Origin of the sequence: Acidovorax sp. 107, assembly GCF_003058055.1 — a bacterium.
In the GTDB taxonomy this organism is placed as follows: domain Bacteria; phylum Pseudomonadota; class Gammaproteobacteria; order Burkholderiales; family Burkholderiaceae_C; genus Acidovorax.
In genome coordinates, this window is the sequence record NZ_QBTZ01000001.1 from 4,085,807 (window position 1) to 4,103,520 (window position 17,714).

14 protein-coding genes are annotated in these 17,714 nt (G+C 65.7%); 11 read left to right on the plus strand and 3 right to left on the minus strand.

The features are described 5' to 3' along the window. Nucleotides 1-9 precede the first annotated feature (9 nt). From C8C99_RS19025 to C8C99_RS19050, 6 genes are all read left to right on the plus strand, one after another. Nucleotides 10-1,008 carry a tripartite tricarboxylate transporter substrate binding protein gene (locus tag C8C99_RS19025; protein WP_108626581.1) on the plus strand — a complete coding sequence of 333 codons (999 nt, stop codon included), beginning with the start codon at nucleotides 10-12 and terminating at the stop codon, nucleotides 1,006-1,008. Between the two features lie 174 nt (nucleotides 1,009-1,182). Continuing rightward, nucleotides 1,183-2,196, plus strand: coding sequence for a tripartite tricarboxylate transporter substrate binding protein (locus C8C99_RS19030; RefSeq protein WP_108626582.1), 1,014 nt, complete (start codon nucleotides 1,183-1,185; stop codon nucleotides 2,194-2,196). An 8-nt stretch (nucleotides 2,197-2,204) separates the two neighbouring features. Next, nucleotides 2,205-3,770 carry a class I adenylate-forming enzyme family protein gene (locus tag C8C99_RS19035; RefSeq protein ID WP_108626583.1) on the plus strand — a complete coding sequence of 522 codons (1,566 nt, stop codon included), beginning with the start codon at nucleotides 2,205-2,207 and terminating at the stop codon, nucleotides 3,768-3,770. A 32-nt stretch (nucleotides 3,771-3,802) separates the two neighbouring features. Continuing rightward, nucleotides 3,803-4,552 carry an electron transfer flavoprotein subunit beta/FixA family protein gene (locus C8C99_RS19040; protein WP_108626584.1) on the plus strand — a complete coding sequence of 250 codons (750 nt, stop codon included), beginning with the start codon at nucleotides 3,803-3,805 and terminating at the stop codon, nucleotides 4,550-4,552. Between the two features lie 12 nt (nucleotides 4,553-4,564). Beyond that, nucleotides 4,565-5,497, plus strand: a complete 933-nt coding sequence (locus C8C99_RS19045; RefSeq protein ID WP_108626585.1) for an electron transfer flavoprotein subunit alpha/FixB family protein — start codon at nucleotides 4,565-4,567, stop codon at nucleotides 5,495-5,497. A 126-nt stretch (nucleotides 5,498-5,623) separates the two neighbouring features. Further along, complete coding sequence (locus C8C99_RS19050) at nucleotides 5,624-6,607, plus strand: tripartite tricarboxylate transporter substrate binding protein (RefSeq protein WP_108626586.1); 984 nt, start codon at nucleotides 5,624-5,626, stop codon at nucleotides 6,605-6,607. 35 nt (nucleotides 6,608-6,642) lie between these two features. Here C8C99_RS19050 and C8C99_RS19055 read toward each other — a convergent pair whose 3' ends face one another. Further along, nucleotides 6,643-7,488 (minus strand): MurR/RpiR family transcriptional regulator, encoded by an 846-nt coding sequence (locus C8C99_RS19055; protein ID WP_015012602.1) that lies wholly within the window; start codon nucleotides 7,486-7,488, stop codon nucleotides 6,643-6,645. Between the two features lie 258 nt (nucleotides 7,489-7,746). Between C8C99_RS19055 and C8C99_RS19060 the strand changes: the two genes are divergently transcribed. From C8C99_RS19060 to tal, 4 genes are read left to right on the plus strand one after another with little or no spacing between them, the layout of a single operon-like run. Continuing rightward, complete coding sequence (locus C8C99_RS19060; RefSeq protein WP_108626587.1) at nucleotides 7,747-8,775, plus strand: ABC transporter substrate-binding protein; 1,029 nt, start codon at nucleotides 7,747-7,749, stop codon at nucleotides 8,773-8,775. Nucleotides 8,776-8,778: 3 nt separating this feature from the next. Continuing rightward, complete coding sequence (locus C8C99_RS19065; protein WP_369867595.1) at nucleotides 8,779-11,025, plus strand: ABC transporter permease; 2,247 nt, start codon at nucleotides 8,779-8,781, stop codon at nucleotides 11,023-11,025. Nucleotides 11,026-11,053: 28 nt separating this feature from the next. Continuing rightward, a complete protein-coding gene (locus C8C99_RS19070; RefSeq protein ID WP_108626588.1) occupies nucleotides 11,054-12,136 on the plus strand; it encodes an ABC transporter ATP-binding protein in 1,083 nt (360 codons plus the stop codon). Between the two features lie 7 nt (nucleotides 12,137-12,143). Further along, entirely contained in the window at nucleotides 12,144-13,094 is a 951-nt protein-coding gene (gene tal, locus C8C99_RS19075; protein WP_108626589.1) for a transaldolase, read from the plus strand. A gap of 911 nt (nucleotides 13,095-14,005) precedes the next feature. On the opposite strand, the gene C8C99_RS19085 is transcribed toward tal, so the two are convergent. Continuing rightward, nucleotides 14,006-15,403 (minus strand): sensor histidine kinase, encoded by a 1,398-nt coding sequence (locus C8C99_RS19085; protein WP_108626591.1) that lies wholly within the window; start codon nucleotides 15,401-15,403, stop codon nucleotides 14,006-14,008. Between the two features lie 137 nt (nucleotides 15,404-15,540). Beyond that, nucleotides 15,541-16,257 carry a response regulator transcription factor gene (locus C8C99_RS19090; protein WP_056058426.1) on the minus strand — a complete coding sequence of 239 codons (717 nt, stop codon included), beginning with the start codon at nucleotides 16,255-16,257 and terminating at the stop codon, nucleotides 15,541-15,543. A 174-nt stretch (nucleotides 16,258-16,431) separates the two neighbouring features. Here C8C99_RS19090 and C8C99_RS19095 point away from each other — a divergent pair, with 174 nt between their 5' ends. Then, nucleotides 16,432-17,682 carry an ABC transporter substrate-binding protein gene (locus C8C99_RS19095; protein ID WP_056640875.1) on the plus strand — a complete coding sequence of 417 codons (1,251 nt, stop codon included), beginning with the start codon at nucleotides 16,432-16,434 and terminating at the stop codon, nucleotides 17,680-17,682. Nucleotides 17,683-17,714: the final 32 nt, after the last annotated feature.

Sequence of the window (17,714 nt, forward strand, 5' to 3'; positions counted from 1 at the left end):
ACTCCCCCCATGCGATCCATTTCCCGCCGCGCCATCCTGACCACCGTGGCTGCCCTGGCCCCCTTGGCTGTCCCCGGCATGATGTCGGCAGCCCATGCGCAGGCCTGGCCTGCCAAGCCCATCAAGCTGATCGTGCCGTACCAGGCGGGTGGCGCCACGGACATTACCGCCCGCACGCTGGGCGAGAAGCTCTCGACCCGTCTGGGCCAGCCTGTGCTCGTGGACAACCGCGGCGGAGCCGGCGGCGTGACCGGTACCGACCAGGCGCTCAAGTCGCCAGCCGACGGCTACACCCTGCTGGTGTCCCTGGGCACCACCATGCTCATCAACCAGTTCCTGTACGACCGCCTGCCTTACCAGCCGCAAAAAGATCAGGCCCTCATCACGCAGATCGCGCTGGCGCCGGTGGTGCTGCTGGTCAACCCGCAGCTGCCGGTCAACAACGCGTCGGAGCTGATGGCCTACATCGACCGCAACAAGGGCAAGATCGCCTATGGCTCGTGGGGCATGGGTTCGTACGCCCACCTGGCGGGTGCATGGCTGTCCGACAAGCACAAGGCCGACATGAACCATGTGGCCTACAAGGGCGAGGCCCCCATGCTGCAGGACCTCGTGGGTGGGCAGTTCCAGATGGCGTTTGCCAGCCTGCAGTCGGCCCGGCCGTACATCGAATCGGGCCGCCTCAAGCCACTGGCCGTGACCGGCGCGCAGCGCATGGACGCACTGCCCAAGGTGGCCACTATGGCCGAGCAGGGTATCAAGGACGAGGTCTTCCAGGTGACGGGCTGGGTGGGCATGAGCGCACCTGCCAAGACGCCGCCTGAAGTGGTCGCCCGGCTCGGCGCCGAGCTGCAGGCCGTGATCGCGATGCCCGAAGTGCGCGAGCGCATCCAGCAGATGGGCTTCATCCCTGTGGGCAGCAGCCCCGAGCAGTTCAACGCGCAGTTCAAGAAGGACGCACCGGTGTGGGAGCGCGTGGTGAAGGTCTCTGGCGCGAAACTAGATTGACACCCCCCTGAGTCGCTTCGCGCCTTCCCCCCGCTCTCGCAACGCTGCGCGTTGCGGGCAGGGGGACGCAGCCAGCGCGGCGGGGCGGCCCTTGCGCGGCTGCCCACGCCTGGGCAGCGCCGGTTACGTCGGGTGTGGGCCAGCACAAAAGCTGAAAGTAAAAACGGATCTCTGATGACGAAACAATGTCTTTTTCCCGCCGCCTTTTCGCGTCGCGCAGTGCTTGCAACGGCTGCGGCTGTGTCGGTGCTTGGCCTGTTGGGCACGGCCCCGGCACACGCCCAGGCCTGGCCCAACAAGATGATCAAGCTCGTGGTGCCCTTCCCGGCGGGCGGCCCCACCGACACGGCCTCGCGCATCGTCGGCCAGAAGCTGGCCGAGCGGCTGAAGCAGCCCGTGGTGGTGGAGAACCGAGCGGGTGCGTCGGGCTCGATTGCCGCGCAACAGATCGCCAAGACCCCTGGCGACGGCTACACGCTGATGATGCTGGCCACGCCGACGCTGCTGGCGCCGCACTTGTATAAAAAGGCGGGCTACGACACCACCAAGGATTTCGTGTCCGTGGCCACGGTGTACGACCTGCCCATCGTGGTGGTGGTCAACCCGGCGCAGATGCCCACCGTGACCGATCTACAAAAGCTCATCACCCATGCCAAGGCGCGGCCGGGGCAGCTCAACTACACCTCCTCGGGCGTGGGCAGCTTTGGCCACCTGAGCATGGAGCTGCTCAAGCAGCTGGGCCAATTTGAGATGGAGCATGTGCCTTACAAAGGCGGTGTACCCGCCATCACCGACACGCTGGGCGGCCAGGTGCCCATGATGTATGCCGACCTCGTGGCGGCGCTGCCCCATATCCAGACGGGCAAGCTGCGTGCGATTGCCGTGGGCTCGCCGCAGCGCGTGGGCGTGATCCCCAATGTGCCCACCATCGCCGAGCAGGGCTTCAAGGGCTTTGATGCCGTGTCGTGGGGCGGCCTGATGGCCCCGCCCGGTACGCCCAAGGACGTGGTCGACCGCATCAGCACCGAAGTCAAGGCCATCCTGGCCGACAAGGAAGTGCAGGACAAGCTGCTCAACGCCGGTGCCATCGCCAACTACCAAGGCCCGGACCAGATGGCCAAGCGCGTGCGTGGCGATTACGCCAAGTGGGGCCAGGTGATCCGCGACAAGGGCATCACGTTCGAGTAAGTTGGGCCATGACCAACACCACTGCCTCTGCCCCTTTTCCCCCGTTCCGCCGGGTCTCCGATCTGCTGCGTGACAACGCGCAGCAGCGCCCGCAGGCCAATGCCTTGGCCGATGACGACTCCGCGCTGGACTGGGCCGCGCTCGATGCCCTGGTGGACCGCGTGGCCGCATCGTTGCAGCAGACGGGCCTGCAGTCGGGCGATGTGGTGGCCGTGTGCGCTGCGTCGTCGGTGCGCTATGCCGCCGTGTACCTGGGCGCCCTGCGTGCGGGGGTGGTGGTGGCACCGCTGGCGCCGTCCGTCACGCCCGAGGCCATGGCGTCCATGCTGGGCGATGCCCAGGCGCGCCTGCTGTTTGCCGATGCGCAGGGCAGGGCGGCGGTGCCGCCTGCGGTGATGGAAGGCGCCGGTGCGCTGCCGCTTGTGGCGCTGGACGACGCGGGTGCGGGCACGCCGTGGAGCGAATGGCTTGCCCCTGAAGGCGCGGCGCCGCAGCCGGTGGACGTGGGGCCCGAGCACCCGTTCAACATCATTTATTCCTCCGGCACCACCGGCAACCCCAAGGGCATCGTGCAGTCGCACGGCATGCGCTGGGCACATCTGGTGCGTGGCCTGGCGCAGGGCTACGGTCCGGACAGCGTCACGCTGCTGGCCACGCCGCTGTATTCCAACACCACGCTGGTGTCGTTCTTCCCCGGCCTGTGCTGGGGCGGCAGCGTGCTGCTGATGCCAAAGTTCGATGCACTGTGCTACCTGCAGACCGCGCAGCAGATCCGCGCCACGCATTCCATGCTGGTGCCGGTGCAATACCAGCGCATCATGGCGCTGCCGCAGTTTGGTGAATTCGACCTGTCGTCCTTTCGCGCCAAGTTCTGCACCAGCGCGCCGTTCCGCGCCGAGCTGAAAGCCGACATCCTGGCGCGCTGGCCGGGCGCGCTGTACGAGTTCTATGGCATGACCGAAGGCGGCGGCACCTGCATCCTGGCGGCGCACGAGCACCCGGACAAGCTGCACACCGTGGGCCAGCCGGCCTCCACCAGTGACATCCGCCTGATCGATGAAGAAGGAAACGAGTTGCCGCCTGGTGCCACCGGCGAGGTGGTGGGCCACTCGCCCGGCATGATGACCGGCTACCACCGGCAGCCCGACAAGACGCGCGAGGCCGAGTGGTTTGACGCCACCGGCAAGCGCTTCATCCGCACGGGCGACGTGGGCCGGTTTGACGCGCAGGGCTTTCTGACCCTGCTGGACCGCCGCAAGGACATGGTCATCAGTGGCGGCTTCAATATCTACCCCAGCGACCTCGAAGCCGAGCTGCGCAAGCACCCCGCTGTGGAGGACGTGGCCGTGACCGGCGTGCCCTCCGAACAGTGGGGCGAGACGCCGGTAGCCTTTGTGTGCCGCCGACCGGGCGCTACCGAAGACGCCGCCCAGATCATGGGGTGGTACAACGCCCGGGCGGGCAAGACACAGCGGCTGGCCGCACTGCATTTCATCGACGAGCTGCCGCGCAGCGCCATCGGCAAGGTGCTCAAGCGCGAGCTGCGCGACCTGCACCGCACGCTGTCGCACTGATCGATTTCCTGTTTTTTCAGAAAGACCCAACCATGAAGATCCTCGTTCCCGTGAAACGCGTGGTGGACTACAACGTGAAGGTCCGCGTGAAGTCGGACAACACGGGTGTGGACATCGCCAACGTGAAGATGAGCATGAACCCCTTTGACGAAATCGCCGTTGAAGAGGCCGTGCGCCTGAAAGAAAAAGGCCTGGTGACCGAAGTCATCGCTGTTTCCTGCGGCGTGGCCCAATGCCAGGAAACCCTGCGCACTGCCATGGCCATTGGCGCCGACCGCGCCATCCTGGTGGAGACCGATGCCGAACTGCAGCCCCTGGCTGTGGCCAAGCTCTTGAAGGCCCTGGTGGACAAAGAACAACCTGGCCTTGTGATCCTGGGCAAGCAAGCCATCGACGACGACGCCAACCAGACCGGCCAGATGCTGGCGGCCCTGGCCGACCTGCCCCAGGCCACGTTCGCCAACAAGGTTGAACTGGCTGCCGACAAGGTCAGCGTGACCCGCGAAGTGGACGGCGGCCTGGAAACCCTGGCCCTGACACTGCCCGCCGTCATCACCACCGACCTGCGCCTGAACGAACCCCGCTACGTCACCTTGCCCAACATCATGAAGGCCAAGAAGAAGCAGCTGGACACCGTCAAGCCAGAAGACCTGGGTGTGGACGTAACCCCGCGCCTGAAGACCCTGAAGGTGACCGAACCCGCCAAGCGCGGCGCAGGCATCAAGGTGGCCGACGTGGCCGCCTTGGTCGATAAGCTCAAGAACGAAGCAAAAGTCATCTAAGGAGAACAAGAAATGACAACACTCGTTATTGCTGAACACAACAACGCGTCCATCAAGGGCGCCACGCTGAACACCGTCACGGCCGCAGTGGCCTGCGGCGGCGAAGTGCACGTACTGGTGGCCGGCCACAACGCCGGTGCAGCCGCACAAGCGGCCGCCCAGATCGCCGGAGTTGCCAAGGTCATCCACGCCGACGCAGCAGGCCTGGAGCACGGCCTGGCAGAAAACGTGGCCGCCCAGGTCCTGGCCATTGCCTCCAACTACAGCCACATCCTCTTCCCCGCCACTGCCAGCGGCAAGAACATCGCCCCCCGCGTGGCCGCCAAGCTCGATGTCGCCCAGATCAGCGACATCACCAAGGTCGTCTCTCCCGACACCTTCGAGCGCCCCATCTACGCCGGCAACGCCATCGCCACCGTGCAAAGCCAAGATGCCGTCAAGGTCATCACCGTGCGCACCACCGGCTTTGACGCCGCAGCCGCCACCGGTGGCAGCGCCGCTGTTGAAACCGCTGCTGCCGCAGCAGACGCCGGCAAGAGCAGCTTTGTGGGCAGCGAAATCGCCAAGAGCGACCGCCCTGAGCTGACAGCTGCCAAGATCATCGTCTCCGGTGGCCGGGCGCTGGGCAGCAAAGAAAAGTTCGACGAAGTCATGACCCCGCTGGCCGACAAGCTGGGCGCGGCTCTCGGTGCCAGCCGTGCGGCGGTGGACGCAGGCTACGCCCCCAACGACTGGCAAGTGGGCCAGACGGGCAAGATCGTGGCACCGCAGCTGTACATCGCGGCCGGTATCTCGGGTGCCATCCAGCACTTGGCGGGTATGAAGGATTCGAAGGTGATCGTGGCGATCAACAAGGACCCTGAGGCACCGATCTTCAGCGTGGCTGACTATGGGCTGGAAGCGGATCTGTTCGCGGCTGTGCCGGAATTGGTCAAGGCGCTCTGAGCCCCCGCAGATCACAGGCACAGCCCACTCGATGAGATCTGGTTGCTACTAAAAATAGAGCTATCAGCGCTTAATGCATAAGCGCTGAGGCTGTTTTATGCCTAAAAATTAGCAGGAGACAAAACCATGAGCACATTCCTTTCCCGTCGCAGGCTGGTCCAGGCCACCGGCGCAGCGCTGGCCGGTGCGGCATTGCCAGCACTGGCCCAAACCAGTTGGCCCAGCCGCCCGATTCGCATCATCGTGCCTTACACGGCGGGTGGGTTCACCGACCAGATGGCGCGTCTGCTGACGGTGGGCCTGCAAAAGCAATTCGGTCAGCCGGTTGTCATCGACAACAAACCCGGTGCGAACAGCATCATCGGCGTGGATGCCGTCGCCAAGTCCGCCCCGGACGGTCACACCTTTGGCGTGGTCATTCCGGCCTTTACCGCCAACACCACGCTCTACCCCAAGCTGCCCTACAACCCGCGCAAGGACCTGATGGGGGTATCGCTGCTGGGGGTTTCTCCGTTGGTGGCCGCAGTGGCGCCCAATGCCCCGTTCAAGACGGTGAAGGAACTCGTGGCCTATGCCAAGGCCAACCCGGGCAAGGTGAGCTTTGCTTCTTCAGGCACAGGCTCGGCTGCGCACCTGACCAGCGAGTTGCTCAAGTCACTGACCAAGACCTTCATGGTTCACATTCCTTACCGTGGCGCAGCCCCGGCGCTGACGGACTTGCTCGGCGGCCAGGTGCCCTTGTTCCTCGACCCTCCGCCCAACCTGATCCAGCCCGCCAAGGCAGGCCGCATCACCCTTATCGGCGTGGCCAGCGAAAAGCGCTTGCCCATGTTGCCTGACGTGCCGACCTTCATCGAGCAAGGCGTGCCCGGCATGCTGGGCAGTACCTGGGCCAGCATGATTGCACCCGCGGGGACGCCGCGCGACATCGTCAAGCGCATGTCGGACGCGGTGAACGCCATCATCCAGAGTGATGAAACCAAGGCCAAACTCGACACCATGGGCACCTTTGGTGAAGGCACCACGCCCGAGGCGTGCGACGCCTTTTTGGCAGCCGAAACGACCAAGTGGGGCAAGGTGATCCGCGACGCGGGTGTCACGCTGGACTGAGAAGGCGTGCACCGGCCTGGCCTGATGGCCGGGATTTACGCGTAGCGCTTGGCCCGCAGGTTTTCCTTCATCTGCTGCAGGATGGGCTGCAGCGAGCTGCCAATGCGCAGTGCTACGCAGGTGGCCAGCACGTCGATGATGAGCAGGTGCATGAGGCGGGACACCATGGGGCTGTAGCGGTCGTAGCCCTCGGGGTGGTCGGCCGCCAGGTGGATCTGGCAGGTGCTGGCCAGGGGCGAGCCGCTGGCGGTGATGACGATGGTGGTGGCACCGTTGCGGCGGGCGATGTCTGCCGCGTCCATCAGGTCGCGGGTGCGGCCCGAGTTGGAGATGATCACCGCGCAGTCGCCCGGGCCCAGCAGGGTGGCGCTCATCACCTGCATGTGGCCGTCGCTGCTGGAGATGGAGGTTACGCCCAGGCGAAAGAACTTGTGCTGCGCGTCCTGCGCCACGATGCCCGAGTTGCCCACGCCGTAGAACTCGATGCGCTTGCCCTTCTTCCAGGTGTCTGCAATCGCGTCGGCCGCGCGCTCGATGGCCACGGTGCTGGCCGCGTTGCGGTATTGCAGGAAGGCCGCCACGGCGTTGTCCACCACCTTCACCAGCACGTCGCCTGTCTTGTCGTCGGCATCCACACTGCGGTGGATGAAGGGCACGCCCTCGCTCACGCTGCCAGCCAGCTTCAGCTTGAAGTCCGCCAGCCCGTCGTAGCCCATGCTGCGGCAAAAGCGCACCACGGTGGGCTTGCTCACATGCGCGCGCTCGGCCAGCTCACGCACGGGCAGACGGGCAAAGGTGCGCGGGTCGGTCAGCACCAGCTTGGCCACGCGCTGTTCGGCGGGGGCCAGCGAGGGCAGGGAGGCGGTGATGCGGTCGAGCATGTCAGTCTGTGAAGGCGGGGCAGGCTGCGCAGGGGCCTTTGAAAAAGGGGCTTGGACGGGACGCTCCATCTGGCTGCGGTCAGCGCGGTGGCGGGGCCATCTGCATTTAATGTAACTCGGTTCCCAAACCTGCGGGGCCCGCGCAATCCCTGCCTTTCAACCTGCTTGCACCGACCCTGGGCGTTTCCCCCCTGGCCCGGGCGGGCCCTGCACGCATAGCATCCTCCATCACGTTATCCAGATACTGAGGAGCCTTCCATGCGCAAACCCTTGCTGACAAAACTTCTGGCCGGTGCGGCCCTGGTGGCCGCTGCGTCGGGCAGCTGGGCCCAGGGCCAGGTCAACATCATCTGCTCGGTGCAGGCCGAGTGGTGCAACCTGATGTCCACGGTGTACGCCAAGACCACCGGCACCAAGGTGAACATGACGGCCAAGGGGTCGGGCGAGGCGCTGGCGCAGCTCAATGCCGAGCGTGCCAACCCCAAGACCGATATCTGGTTTGGTGGCACGGGCGACCCGCACCTGCAGGCGGCTGAACAGGGCCTGACGCTCGAATACAAGTCACCCCAGCTGGCGCAGCTCTATCCCTGGGCGCAAAAGCAGGCGGCGGATTCCAAGTACCGCACCGTGGGCGTGTACCTGGGCCCGCTGGGCTTTGGCTACAACAAGGAACTGCTGGCCAAGCGCAAGCTCAACCCGCCGCAGTCGTGGGCTGACCTGCTCAAGCCCGAGTTCAAGGGCGAGGTGCAGATGGCCAACCCCGCATCGAGCGGCACGGCCTACACCATGATCGCCACGCTGGTGCAGATCATGGGCGAGGAAAAGGCGTTCGAGTACCTCAAGGCCTTGCACCCCAACATCAGCGCGTACACCCGTTCGGGCACAGCCCCGGTGAAGGCGGTCGCACGCGGCGAGACCACGGTGTCGGTGAGCTTCGTGCACGACGTGACCACCGAGGCGGTCAATGGCTTCCCTGTGGGATCGGCCACGCCGTCCGAAGGCACGGGCGCCGAGGTGGGCTCCATGAGCATCGTCAAGAACGGCCCCAACACCGAGGCGGCCAAGAAGTTCTACGAATGGGCACTCACGCCCGGCGGCCAGCAGTTTGGCCTCGCAGCCAAGCAGTTCCAGCTGCCCAGCAATACGCAGGTGCCCAAAGACCCGCGCATGACCGATCCGGCCAAGATGAAGCTCATCAACTACGACTACGCCAAGTACGGCGCCAGCGCCGAACGCCGCCGCCTGATTGCGCGCTGGGAAAAAGACGTGCAGAACGCAACGCGCTAAGGGGTGGTGGTGTCGGCAGCAGCGGCGGCAGCGCACGCAACCCTCCGGGCCAGGCCACAAGGTGCCTCGGTCAACCGGCCCCTGTGGGTCTGGCTGGCCATAGGCGTGCTGGGGTACCTGGTGTTCCCTTGGTATGCACAGCAGGACGCCAATGGCCTGCTGGCGGTGGGCCAGGTCTTCAGCAGCGAGCAGGCCGCCAACGGACTGATGCAGGCGGCCCTGTTCGGGCGCCCCTGGCTGTGGCTGGGCCTGGCCGGGCTGGTGGTGGCAGGCCTGGGGGCCTGCCTGCCAGCAGGGCGCAAGCAAGGCGCCCTGCTGGTGGCAGGAGGTGCACTGGGGCTGGCGGCCCTGCTGCTCAGCGGCTTTGCGATTGGTGCGCGCGGTTGGGCGTTTGAATGGATGAACACCAGTCTGGGCGAACTGGGCGCGCGTCAGCCCGGCATGGGCTGGGGCGGGTTTGTGGTGCTGTCGGCACTGCTGGTGCTGATGTCGTTCGGCGTGGCGCGGCGCGGCTTCTTCAAGGGTGACCTGTTTGTAGCGGCTGCGGTGGTGGGCTGCGGCAGCCTGCTGGCGCTGTTCATCGTGTTTCCGGTGCTCAAGGCGCTGTCGGCGGCGTTTTTTCTGGAAGACGGCCCGTTCTCGCTGGCCGTGGTGTGGGAGCGCATCGCGCACGAGCGCAACTTCAGCCTGTCGTGCCTCGCGGGTGGCCAGCGCTGTGGCGTGGCGTGGAACACGCTGTTCCTGGGCTTGATGACGGCCACCAGCACCACGCTGCTGGGCACCTTCATGGCGCTGATGGCAGAGCGCGCCTCGCGCCGCTATGCGCGGCCGCTGAACATCGTGGCGCTGCTGCCCATCATCACGCCGCCGTTTGTGGTGGGCCTGGGGCTCATCCTGCTGTTTGGCCGCGCGGGCGTGTTCAACCAGTTTCTGGAATACGCGTTTGGCATCACGCCATCGCGCTGGTTCTACGGGTGGCTGGGTGTGTGGGTGGCGCAGACCTTTGCGTTCACGCCCATTGCTTTCATGATCATGCGCGGCGTGGTGCAGGGCGTGGCCCCCAGCCTGGAAGAGGCCGCGCAAACCCTGCGCGCCAGCCCGCACCGCACCTTCATGACCGTGACCCTGCCGCTGCTCAAGCCCGGCCTGGCCAATGCGTTCCTGGTGGGCTTCATCGAAAGCATGGCTGACTTCGGCAACCCCATCGTGGTGGGCGGGCAGTTCTCGGTGCTGTCCACCGAAATTTTCTTTGCCATCGTGGGCGCGCAGTACGACCAGGGCCGTGCCGCATCGCTGGCATGGATCCTCACGTTCTTTGCGCTCACGGTGTTTGCCATCCAGCGCGGGCTGCTGGGCAAGCAGAACTTCACCACCGTCTCGGGCAAGGGCGACGCGGGCATTGCCATGCCGCTGCCCACCGGCGTGCGCCGCGTGGTGCATTCCGTCGCGCTGCCGTGGATGGCGTTCACGCTCATCGTGTACCTGTTTGCGCTGGCCGGGGGCTTTGTGCAGACCTGGGGGCGCGACTACACCATCACCCTCGCGCATTTCCGCACCGCGTTCAGCGTGGAGTGGGGCGAGTTTGGTGTGGTGTGGGCGGGCACGGCGTGGAACTCGTTCTTCACCACCCTCAAGCTCGCGGCCATCTCGGCGCCGCTCACGGCCACGCTCGGCATCGGCATTGCATGGCTGCTGGCACGCACCGATTTCCGGGGGCAGGGCGCGTTCGAGTTTGCGGCGCTGCTGGCCTTTGCCATCCCCGGCACGGTGCTGGGTGTGAGCTACATCCTGGCGTTCAACGTGCCGCCGTTCGAGCTGACGGGCACCGCCCTCATCATCGTGTTGTGCTTTATGTTCCGCAATCTGCCCGTGGGCGTGCGGGCGGGCACGGCGGCGTTCAAGCAGCTGGACCGTTCGCTGGACGAAGCCTCCGTCATGCTGCGTGCGGGCAGCGTGCAGACGCTGCGCCACGTGGTGCTGCCGCTGCTCAAGCCCGCTCTGGTGGCCGCACTGGTCTACAGCTTTGTGCGCGCCATCACCACGGTGAGCGCGGTGATCTTCCTGGTCACGGCCGAGAACGAGCTGGCCACCACCTACATCATCGGCCGCGTGGGCAATGGCGACTATGGCGTGGCGCTGGCGTACTGCACGGTGCTCATCATCCTGATGTCGGCCTCCATCGGCCTGATCCAGCTGCTTGTCGGCGACCGCAAGCTGGGCCGCCGTGGGGCTGCCCCCGCCGCGCACTGAACACCCTTGCAGAAAAAGAAGAAACGCCATGAACCATAACGACGCGGGCATCGTGTTCCGCAACATCACCAAGCGCTACGGCAGCGACAGCAGCGCGGCCCTGGCCGTCAAGGGCATCAGCTTTGAGGTGCCGCGCGGCACGCTGACCACCATCCTCGGCCCCTCGGGCTGCGGCAAGACCACCACCTTGCGCATGATCGCGGGGCTGGAGTCGCCCACGTCCGGCGAGATCTTCATCGGCGGCAAGGATGTGACCACGCTGGGCCCCGCGCAGCGCAACGTGAGCATGATGTTCCAGAGCTACGCGCTGTTCCCGCACATGAACGTGGTCGAGAACGTGATGTACGGCCTGCGCATGTCGGGCCAGCCCAAGGAGCAGGCGCGCGCCAAGGCCGTGGACGCGCTGCGCGGCGTGGGCCTGGTGGGCTATGACGACCGCCTGCCCAGCGAACTCTCCGGCGGTCAGCAGCAGCGTGTGGCCCTGGCCCGCGCGCTGGTGCTGGAGCCTGAGGTGCTGCTGTTCGACGAGCCTTTGTCCAACCTCGACGCCCGCCTGCGCCGCGAGATGCGCGAAGAAATCCGCGCGCTGCAGCAGCGCCTGTCGCTCACGGTGGCCTATGTCACGCACGACCAGGCCGAAGCCATGGCGGTGAGCGACCAGATCATCGTGATGAACCAGGGCCTGATTGCGCAGAAGGGCTCGCCGCGCGCGCTGTACGAAACCCCGCACAGCGAGTTTGTTGCGGGCTTCATGGGCGAGGCCATGCTGTTCCCGGCCGTGGCCGACCCTGATGGCACGGTGGCACTCGGCCCGCTGCTGCTACGCCCGCGCATGGCGGTGCAGAGCGGCCCGGTGAAGGTGGCGGTGCGGCCCGAGGCCTGGCGCATTCACCGCCAGGGCGAGGGCCTGTTGCCCGCGCGGCTGGACAAACGGGCCTACCTGGGCGCCGTGTACGAATACACCTTCGAGACCGCGCTCGGCCACATCTTTGTGGTGTCGTCCGACCTGGACGATGTGCTGGCCGTGGGGGACGCGGTGCAATTGAGCCTGGGTGCCCATGGCGTATCGGTGGTTGGTAGTACCGAAGCTGCCCGGACCAATGCGGAATAATGGCGCCATGACGAACCAACTCGACGCCCTCAAACAGTTCACCACCGTGGTTGCCGACACCGGCGACTTTCTGCAACTGGCCCAGTTCCGTCCGCAGGACGCGACGACCAACCCTTCGCTGATCCTCAAGGCGGTGCAGAAGCCCGAATATGCGCCCCTGCTGCAAGACACGGTGGCGAAGTTCAAGGGCCGTGCGATGGATGAAATCATCGACCGCCTGCTGGTGCGTTTTGGCTGCGAAATCCTGACCCACGTGCCCGGCCGCGTCTCCACCGAAGTGGACGCCCGCCTGAGCTTTGACACCAGCGCCACCGTCACACGCGCCGAGCGCATCATCGAGCTGTACCAGGCCGAAGGCATCCACATCGACCGCGTGCTCATCAAGATTGCGGCCACGTGGGAGGGCATCCAGGCCGCCGAAAAGCTGGAGCGCAAGGGCATTCACACCAACCTCACGCTGCTGTTCTCGTTCGCCCAGGCCGTGGCCTGCGGCCAGGCCAAGGTGCAGCTGATCTCGCCTTTTGTGGGCCGCATTTACGATTGGTACAAGAAGCAGGCGGGTGCGAGCTGGGACGAGGCCGCGCGCGCTGGCGCCAACGACCCCGGTGTGCAGTCTGTCACGCAGATCTACAACCACTACAAGCGTTTCGGCATTGCCACCGAGGTGATGGGCGCGAGCTTTCGCAATGTGGGGCAGATCACGGCGCTGGCCGGGTGTGATCTGTTGACCATTGCGCCCGAGCTGTTGGCGCAGCTGGCTGCGAGTGATGCGCCGTTGCAGCGGGCGTTGGATGCGGAGGCTGCCAAGGGCATGGACCTGCCTGCTGTTAATTACGACGAGGCGGGGTTCCGGTTTGCGTTGAATGAGGATGCGATGGCGACCGAGAAGCTGGCTGAGGGGATTCGGGCGTTTGCGGTGGATGCGGTGAAGCTGGAGAAGCTGATCCTCGCTGCTTGAGGTCGGGTTTCTTTTTTGAGCGGCTGGTGCCTGGGTTGCGGGTGCTGGCCGTTTTTGTTTTTTGGGGGCTCTTGGGAGCATATTGGGCCGCATGCCTCGGTTGAGGGCGGAGGCCGGGAGTCGCCCGGCGAGCGAGTAACTTTCTTTTGCTTCGCCAAAAGAAAGTCACCAAAGAAAAGGCGACCCCCAGTCTGCGACCCCTTCGCTGTGCGAAGGGGCACACCTGCGGCGTGTCGGTTGCGGGGTGCGCCGCAGAACTCACTGCGCGCCTGCGGCGCTCCGTTCAAACAACTGCGGCGAGTCAGTTTACGAAGCATGGGCGCTCCGACGCCCATGCCACCCCGCAACCGACACGCCGCAGGCGCAGCCAGCAGGGGGGTGGGCAGCCGAACATCCAAACAGCCGGACATCCATTCGGGCCATCGCTTTGCTCGGCCCAGCTTGCGCAGCGCGTGGCGCTTGCGCCCGCGAGACGGGGCCGAGCGAAGCAAAGGCCCGTGTGGATGTTCTGCCCCCTTTGCCCCTCTGGATGCGCCGAGGAGCGCAGGGTTTGGCGGATCAGGGATCGCGATTGTCTGAGCGAAGCGAGTTCGAGCGAGACCCCGCCAAACCCGAGCACCGCAGGTTGCCCCGGAGCGAAGCGCAGGGGACGCAGACAGTGGGGTCGCCCTTTCTTTGGTTCCTTTCTTTCGGCGACGCGAAAGAAAGGGACTCGCATGCCGGGCGACTCCCGGCCTCCGTCCTTAACGAAGGCACGCCATTCGATGCGCATTAGCCCCCAGACTCAGCGCGCAAAACAGACGCATGAAGCTGTCAACTTCCGCCTGCCATCTCCAGTCCCGTAGCTAGAGTGATCACTATAAAAATCATAGCTACCAAGGTATGAAGCACTGGCGCACCCAGCCAAAAACTCACCCCGCAGGCAGCCACATCCCCACCCGCAACCCCTTCGGCACCACCCCCTCCGCCACGGTCCGCCCTCCGTGCCGCAGCGCGATCTCTTCCACGATCGACAGCCCCAGCCCACAGCCGCCCGCCTTGTCCGACCCGCGCCAGAACCGCGCAAACAAATCGCCCAGGTGCTCGGCCGGCACGCCCGGTCCGTCGTCCTCCACCACCAGCAGCGCCCAGTGCCCGGGCTCCTCATGGCCCACGCGCACCGTCACCGTGGCGCCGGGGCCGGCGTAGTGCAGGGCGTTGTCGATGAGGTTGTTCAACGCCTCGCGTAGCAGCAGCGGGTGGCCTTGCGCTGACAGGTGGTCCACACCCTCGTAGCCCAAGTCCATGCCTTGGGCCAGGGCGCGGGCGGCCCATTCGCGGGCCACTTCGCGGGCCAGGGCGGCGAGGTCGATGGACTGCATCTCCACGTTCGACTCCGAGCGCGCCAGCTGCAGCAGCTGGTGCACCAGGTGGGCGCTGCGTTGCGCGGCTGACAGCACCTTTTGCAGGCGGGCCTGCACCGCTGGTTCGTGGCTTTCGTGCAGGGCCAGCTCGGTCTGGCCGATCAGGCCGGCGAGCGGCGTGCGCAGCTGGTGGGCGGCGTCGTTCAGAAAACGCTTTTCCTTTTGCTGGCCGCGCGCTACGGTCTCCAGCAGCCGGTTGATGGTGCTGGCCAGCGAATGCACTTCTTGCGGGGCAGAGGTCAGCTCGATGGGCGGCAGGGGCGTGGTGCCGGTGTGGGGCTGTGCGCCGGCGCGTTCAATTTGCGCCTCCAGGCGCTTGAGGGGCTGCAGGCCGCGCAGCACGCCCGCATACACCACGGCGCTCAGGGCCAGGCCCATCAGGCCCATGGGGAACACCATGCGCTCCAGCAGCTCCTGCGCAATGCGCTCGCGCACCGTGAGGCTCTGGGCCACCTGCACGCGCAGGCGCTGGCGGGTGGAGGCGGTGCCGTAGTCCACGTCCAGCAAGGCCACGCGCACCGGCTTGTCGTCCACCCGCGCCTGGTACAAAAACGCCTCGCCCACCGCCACATCGACCTGGGCGGGCGGTGCTGGCAGCTGCGCGTTGCCCAGCAAAAAGCGGCCCGGCGGGGACGACACCATGTAAGTGATGCGGTCGGCCGGGTCCTGCTCCAGGATGTCCTGCGCAGCCTTCGGAAAGTCCACCAGCAGCCCATCGCCAATCGGCTTGATCTGCCGCGCCAGCGCCCGCACCGACTGGGTCAGCGTCTGGTCAATGCCCTTCTCGCCGTTCTGCAGCGCGATGCGCCAGGCTAGGAACCCGCCCGACAGCCACAGCACCAGCTGCGGAAGCAGCAGCCACAGCAGCAGCTTGCGTTGAAGAGAAACACCCGGGACGTGACGCATGAATGGCCGTAAAAATTAAACGGCGCGCGTCTTGCAACTGGCGCGACCAAGGCCAGTGCCGCCGCGCAAGGGCCGCCCCGCCGCGCTGGCGGCGTCCCCCCCGCGGGGGGAAGATGCGCAGCATCTCAGGGGGGGCTTCATGGCTTATTCAGCATGTACCCCAGCCCCCGGATATTGCGGATCACCAGGTTGGACTGGTCGAGCTTCTTGCGCAGGCGGTGCACGTACACCTCCAGTGCATTGGAGTTCAGCGGGGCGGCGGTCTGGCCGGGCTCGGGCGGGCTGGCGCGCCAGGCGGCCAGCACATCGTCGCGGGTGACGACTTCGCCGCAGCGGTGGGCCAGCAGCTCCAGCAGCTCCCACTCGCGCTGGGTCAGCTCCAGCAGGTCGCCGTTCAGCGCGGCGGCATGGCTGGCGTGGTCCAGCACCAGCGGACCTATGGTGGTGCTGGCAACGCCGGCCGCGCTGCTGGCCTGGGTGAAGGCGGGCTGGCGCGCGCGGCGCAGCATGGCCTGCAGGCGGGCCTGCAGCTCCTGCATGTTGAAGGGCTTGGTGATGTAGTCGTCGGCCCCAGCGTTCAGGCCCAGCACACGGTCATCGACGCCGTCGCGGGCGGTGAGGATCAGCACGGGCAGGCCGGCAATGTGCGCGCGGGCCCAGGTCAACAGTTCCATGCCATCGGCGCCGGGCAGGCCCAGGTCCAGGATGATGCCGTCCACTGCCTGCGTCTGCAAAAGCGCCATGGCCTGCGCCACGCTACTGGCGGTGCAGACGCTGTAATCGAGTTGCTTGAGCTGGCCGGTGAGAGCGTCGAGCAGGAGGGCGTCGTCTTCGACAATCAGTATCGTGGCCATGGATTGAGCATAACAAAGGCCCCCGCAACGGGCCCGCTGTGGGGCCGCTGCGACTCTCAGGGAAAGCCCTGAGAATTAAATTAATTATTGTAATTAAAGTACCGACTGCGCTGAACGGCACCGGTATCACGGCGCAGCAACGGGTTCTGAAAACAACGTCGAGGAGACAAGGGTATGTGGAAGATGACAAAGATCGCCGCACTGGCGGTGGGCCTGGCGGCCGCGATGTCTGCCAGCGCGGGGGAGGTCGAGGTCCTGCACTACTGGACATCGGGCGGCGAGGCCAAGTCGGCTGCCGAGCTCAAGAAGATCATGCAGTCCAAGGGCCACACTTGGCGCGACTTTGCCGTGGCCGGCGGCGGTGGCGACAGCGCCATGACGGTGCTCAAGAGCCGCGTGATCTCGGGCAACCCGCCCTCGGCCGCCCAGGTCAAGGGCCCGGCCATCCAGGAATGGGCGTCGGAAGGCGTGCTGGCCAATGTCGATGCACTGGCCAAGACCGAGAAGTGGGACGACGTGCTGCCCAAGGTGGTCGCCGATGTGATGAAGTACAAGGGCAGCTACGTGGCCGCCCCCGTCAACGTGCACCGCGTGAACTGGCTGTGGGCCAGCTCCGATGCGCTGAAGAAGGCGGGCGTGGCCAGCATGCCCAAGACCTGGGACGAATTTTTTGCCGCTGCCGACAAGCTCAAGGCCGCAGGCCTGATCCCCGTGGCGCATGGCGGCCAGAACTGGCAGGACTTCACGACCTTTGAATCCGTGGTGCTGGGCGTGGGCGGTGCCAAGTTCTATCAGGACGCGCTGGTCAAGCTCGACGACAAGGCCATCAACAGCGACACCATGAAGAAGTCGCTGGAGACCTTCCGCCGCATCAAGACCTACACCGACCCGGGCGCTCCCGGCCGCGACTGGAACCTGGCCACGGCCATGCTCATCCAGGGCAAGGCGGGCTTCCAGCTGATGGGCGACTGGGCCAAAGGCGAATTCATTGCCGCCAACAAGGCGCCGGGCAAGGACTTCCAGTGCGCAGCGGCACCAGGCACGGCCAACGCGTTCACGTTCAACGTGGACTCGTTCATCCTGTTCAAGCTCAAGGACGCAGCAGCACAAAAGGCGCAGAGCGACCTGGCCAGCTCCATCATGAGCCCCGAGTTCCAGGAGGTGTTCAACCTCAACAAGGGCTCGATCCCTGTGCGCGCCGGACAGAAGATGGACAAGTTTGACGACTGCGCCAAGCTGTCCAGCAAAGACTTTGCCGACACTGCCAAGAGCGGTGGCCTGGTGCCCAGCGTGGCCCATGGCATGGCGATTGCGCCTGCCACCGAAGGGGCGATCAAGGATGTCGTCAGCCAGTTCTGGAACGACGACAAGGTGAGCGTCGCCGACGCCATGAAGAAGATCGCGGCCGCCGCGAAGACCAAGTAAGCCGTGTACGACACACGTACCTACACGCACTA